3 rRNA genes are annotated in these 5,691 nt (G+C 55.7%); all 3 read left to right on the forward strand.

The window, feature by feature from the left end:
• Positions 1-254: 254 nt before the first annotated feature.
• The 3 genes from ACZ6O0_RS44405 (at position 255) to rrf (ending at position 5,648) form a co-directional block, all read left to right on the forward strand.
• A 16S ribosomal RNA gene (locus tag ACZ6O0_RS44405) occupies positions 255-1,772 on the forward strand.
• Positions 1,773-2,245: 473 nt separating this feature from the next.
• Positions 2,246-5,369, forward strand: a 23S ribosomal RNA gene (locus ACZ6O0_RS44410).
• 161 nt (positions 5,370-5,530) lie between these two features.
• A 5S ribosomal RNA gene (rrf, locus tag ACZ6O0_RS44415) occupies positions 5,531-5,648 on the forward strand.
• Together the 16S, 23S and 5S rRNA genes form the textbook arrangement of a ribosomal RNA operon.
• Positions 5,649-5,691 lie beyond the last annotated feature (43 nt).

Here is a 5,691-nt window from a genome sequence, read left to right on the forward strand (position 1 = left end):
CGCGGTGTGCGTCCGATTCTTGAGAACTCAACAGCGTGCCGAAAGTCAATGCCGAAATTGCATTAACCCCGTACATAGGCATTGGGCGATCTTTTCTACCTGGGTCTCTTCGAGATTTTGGGTGGTGGGTTGTCTGTGTTCTGTGTCGGATTCCTTTGAAATATTTCTGGATTCAAGTCAGTTTGATTTGTTTCTGATTCAAAGGATCGCTCAAGTTGTTGACTCGCCAGCTTTGGCTGGTTTGTCTATATTTTTCAACGGAGAGTTTGATCCTGGCTCAGGACGAACGCTGGCGGCGTGCTTAACACATGCAAGTCGAGCGGTAAGGCCCCTTCGGGGGTACACGAGCGGCGAACGGGTGAGTAACACGTGAGCAACCTACCCTCAACTTTGGGATAAGCCTCGGAAACGGGGTCTAATACCGGATATGACTTCTTGCTTCATGGTGAGGGGTTGAAAGTTCTGGCGGTTGGGGATGGGCTCGCGGCCTATCAGCTTGTTGGTGGGGTAATGGCCTACCAAGGCTTCGACGGGTAGCCGGCCTGAGAGGGCGACCGGCCACACTGGGACTGAGACACGGCCCAGACTCCTACGGGAGGCAGCAGTGGGGAATATTGCGCAATGGACGAAAGTCTGACGCAGCAACGCCGCGTGAGGGATGACGGCCTTCGGGTTGTAAACCTCTTTCAGCAGGGACGAAGCGAGAGTGACGGTACCTGCAGAAGAAGGACCGGCCAACTACGTGCCAGCAGCCGCGGTAATACGTAGGGTCCGAGCGTTGTCCGGAATTATTGGGCGTAAAGGGCTCGTAGGCGGTCCGTCACGTCGGGAGTGAAAACTCGGAGCTTAACTCCGAGCCTGCTTCCGATACGGGCAGACTAGAGGTAGGCAGGGGAGAGCGGAACTCCTGGTGTAGCGGTGGAATGCGCAGATATCAGGAAGAACACCGGTGGCGAAGGCGGCTCTCTGGGCCTTACCTGACGCTGAGGAGCGAAAGCGTGGGTAGCGAACAGGATTAGATACCCTGGTAGTCCACGCCGTAAACGTTGGGCGCTAGGTGTGGGGGACATTCCACGTCCTCCGTGCCGCAGCTAACGCATTAAGCGCCCCGCCTGGGGAGTACGGCCGCAAGGCTAAAACTCAAAGGAATTGACGGGGGCCCGCACAAGCGGCGGAGCATGCGGATTAATTCGATGCAACGCGAAGAACCTTACCTGGGTTTGACATATAGGGAAATCTCGCAGAGATGCGGGGTCCGTAAGGGTCCTATACAGGTGGTGCATGGCTGTCGTCAGCTCGTGTCGTGAGATGTTGGGTTAAGTCCCGCAACGAGCGCAACCCTCGTCCTATGTTGCCAGCACGTTATGGTGGGGACTCATAGGAGACTGCCGGGGTCAACTCGGAGGAAGGTGGGGATGACGTCAAGTCATCATGCCCCTTATGTCCAGGGCTTCACGCATGCTACAATGGCCGGTACAAAGGGCTGCGAAACTGCAAAGTGGAGCGAATCCCAAAAAGCCGGTCTCAGTTCGGATTGGGGTCTGCAACTCGACCCCATGAAGTCGGAGTCGCTAGTAATCGCAGATCAGCAACGCTGCGGTGAATACGTTCCCGGGCCTTGTACACACCGCCCGTCACGTCATGAAAGTCGGCAACACCCGAAGCCGGTGGCCTAACCCTTGTGGAGGGAGCCGTCGAAGGTGGGGCTGGCGATTAGGACGAAGTCGTAACAAGGTAGCCGTACCGGAAGGTGCGGCTGGATCACCTCCTTTCTAAGGAGCATTCGGCACCCACTCATTTGAGTGTGTGCCCATTCATCGTTTCCTAGACATCCGTTCTAGGGCGATGGTGCTTCGGAATGTGGAACATTGACCATTAGGCCTGGATCGCACACCGATCAAGCTAGTACTACTCCTCGTGAGTGTGGAACGTGAGTTGGGTGTGAGTGATGGGCCGAGGCGCGCTGTTGGGTCCTGAGGAATCGGGCCGGGTCTCATCGGAGATCTGTACTGGTTTTTCTGGGTCACAATCACACTGGACTCTTGTGAGTTGGAGTGTGGTGGGTGGCTGGGGCCGGCTCTCATCAAACCGTTGGTGTGAGTGTTGTTGACCGGGTGTTTTGTTTCCCTGGGCGGAACGCTTACCTGGCAGGTGATGGACATGGGCTGGTGTTCCTGCCCGTATTTTGAGAACTGTATAGTGGACGCGAGCATCTCTTTGTAGCGATTTTGCATGTTTTGTTTTGTGACAAGCTACTAAGGGCAATCGGTGGATGTCTTGGTACCAAGAGCCGATGAAGGACGTTGGAGCCTGCGATAAGCCCCGGGGAGTTGGCAACCGAGCTGTGATCCGGGGGTGTCCGAATGGGGAAACCCAGCTGGCATTCTAAAGCCAGTTACCAGTGCCTGAACACATAGGGTTCTGGAGGGAACGCGGGGAAGTGAAACATCTCAGTACCCGCAGGAAGAGAAAACAATAGTGATTCCGTGAGTAGTGGCGAGCGAAAGCGGATGAGGCTAAACCATGTGCGTGTGATAGCCGGCGTGCGTTGCGTATATGGGGTTGTGGGAGCATTCAGACACTAATGCCGTGGTGTCAGAGAGTTATAAATCGCTGTTGAAGTCGAATCTTCTGGAATGTTGAGCCGTAGTGGGTTATAGCCCTGTAGGCGTAAGACAGTGACTCTCGAGTGTTTTCCCAAGTAGCACGGGACTCTTGAAATCCCGTGTGAATCTGGCGGGACCACCCGCTAAGCCTAAATACTTCTTGGTGACCGATAGCGGACTAGTACCGTGAGGGAAAGATGAAAAGTACCCCGGGAGGGGAGTGAAATAGTACCTGAAACCGATTGCCTACAATCCGTCGGAGCGCTCCTTGTGGGTGTGACGGCGTGCCTTTTGAAGAATGAGCCTGCGAGTTAGTGGTGTGTGGCGAGGTTAACCCGTGTGGGGTAGCCGTAGCGAAAGCGAGTCTGAATAGGGCGCTTTAGTCGCATGCTCTAGACCCGAAGCGGAGTGATCTATCCATGGGCAGGTTGAAGCGTGGGTAAGACCGCGTGGAGGACCGAACCCACCAGGGTTGAAAACCTGGGGGATGACCTGTGGATAGGGGTGAAAGGCCAATCAAACTCCGTGATAGCTGGTTCTCCCCGAAATGCATATAGGTGCAGCGTCGCGTGTTTCTTACCGGAGGTAGAGCACTGGATGGTCTAGGGGGCTTACCGGCTTACCGAAATCAGCCAAACTCCGAATGCCGGTAAGTGAGAGCGCGGCAGTGAGACTGCGGGGGATAAGCTCCGTAGTCGAGAGGGAAACAGCCCAGATCACCAGCTAAGGCCCCTAAGCGATTGCTAAGTGGAAAAGGATGTGGAGTTGCCCAGACAACCAGGAGGTTGGCTTAGAAGCAGCCACCCTTGAAAGAGTGCGTAATAGCTCACTGGTCAAGTGATTCCGCGCCGACAATGTAGCGGGGCTCAAGCAATCCGCCGAAGCTGTGGCATTCATACTAGTACTCGGTGATGTCTTCGGATGTCATCCAGGTGTGTGGATGGGTAGGGGAGCGTCGTGCAGCGTGTGAAGCAGCCTAGTGATGGAGTTGTGGATGCTGCACGAGTGAGAATGCAGGCATGAGTAGCGAATGACGGGTGAGAAACCCGTCCGCCGGATGATCAAGGGTTCCAGGGTCAAGCTAATCTGCCCTGGGTAAGTCGGGACCTAAGGCGAGGCCGACAGGCGTAGTCGATGGACAACGGGTTGATATTCCCGTACCGGCATTAACACGACCCGACCGAACCTGCTGATGCTAAGTCAACAATGCTTTGATGTCTTCGGACGGATGAGTGGCGTTGTCGACCCGAGGTGGTAGTAGGTGCATTGAGGAGTGACGCAGGAGGGTAGTCCAACCGCGGCGATGGTAGGCGCAAGCTGATCCGCGGGCAAGGTGGTAGGGCGAGGCATAGGCAAATCCGTGTCTCACATAGCCTGAGAGCCGAGGCGGACCCGTTTAGGGGAAGTGGATGATCCCATGCTGCCGAGAAAAACTTCGCAGTGAGTGTTAGAGCCGCCCGTACCCCAAACCGACACAGGTGATCAGGTAGAGAATACCAAGGCGATCGAGTGAACCATGGTTAAGGAACTCGGCAAAATGCCCCCGTAACTTCGGGAGAAGGGGGGCCGGATCCGTTACCTCACTTGCTGAGGGACGCGGTGATGGCCGCAGAGACCAGGCCCAAGCGACTGTTTACTAAAAACACAGGTCCGTGCGAAGAAGTAATTCGATGTATACGGACTGACGCCTGCCCGGTGCTGGAACGTTAAGGGGACAGGTTAGTCGGTTTCGGCCGGCGAAGCTTTGAACTTAAGCGCCAGTAAACGGCGGTGGTAACTATAACCATCCTAAGGTAGCGAAATTCCTTGTCGGGTAAGTTCCGACCTGCACGAATGGCGTAACGACTTGGGCGCTGTCTCAACCGTGGACTCGGCGAAATTGCATTACGAGTAAAGATGCTCGTTACGCGCAGCAGGACGGAAAGACCCCGGGACCTTTACTACAACTTGGTATTGGTGGTCGGTACAACTTGTGTAGGATAGGTGGGAGGCTGTGAAGCTCGGACGCCAGTTCGGGTGGAGTCATCGTTGAAATACCACTCTGGTTGTTCTGGCTGTCTAACTTTGGTCCGTTATCCGGATCAGGGACAGTGCCTGGTGGGTAGTTTGACTGGGGCGGTCGCCTCCTAAAAGGTAACGGAGGCGCTCAAAGGTTCCCTCAGCCTGGTTGGCAATCAGGTGTCGAGTGTAAGTGCACAAGGGAGCTTGACTGTGAGACAGACATGTCGAGCAGGGACGAAAGTCGGAACTAGTGATCCGGCGGTGGCATGTGGGAGCACCGTCGCTCAACGGATAAAAGGTACCCCGGGGATAACAGGCTGATCTTCCCCAAGAGTCCATATCGACGGGATGGTTTGGCACCTCGATGTCGGCTCGTCGCATCCTGGGGCTGGAGTAGGTCCCAAGGGTTGGGCTGTTCGCCCATTAAAGCGGCACGCGAGCTGGGTTTAGAACGTCGTGAGACAGTTCGGTCCCTATCCGCTGCGCGCGCAGGAGACTTGAGAAGGGCTGCCCCTAGTACGAGAGGACCGGGGTGGACGAACCTCTGGTGTGCCAGTTGTTCCGCCAGGAGCACGGCTGGTTGGCTACGTTCGGGAGTGATAACCGCTGAAAGCATCTAAGCGGGAAGCACGCTTCAAGATGAGGTCTCCCACCGGGTTAACCGGGTAAGGCCCCCAGTAGACCACTGGGTTGATAGGCCAGAAGTGGAAGCACAGCAATGTGTGGAGCTGACTGGTACTAATAGGCCGAGGGCTTGTCACACACCACACTCGATGTGGAAACAGACTTTCAAGCTGCGCTATATGTAACGAGATGTCTCGCGTTCACTGTACGGTTCCCGAAATACGGTCAACCCCAGCACACCAAACCCCCCGCGGGGTTTGTGACTGAAGCAAGGTGGTTGGTTGATATTTTGATAGAGTTTCGGTGGCCATAGCGTCGGGGAAACACCCAGTCTCCATTCCGAACCTGGAAGTTAAGCTCGACAGCGCCGATGGTACTGCGACCGGGAGGTCGTGGGAGAGTAGGACGCCGCCGGACATTCACACTGTTAAGGGCCACCCCACTGGGGTGGCCCTTAACA

The sequence above is a fragment of the Kribbella sp. NPDC048837 genome (assembly GCF_055586945.1).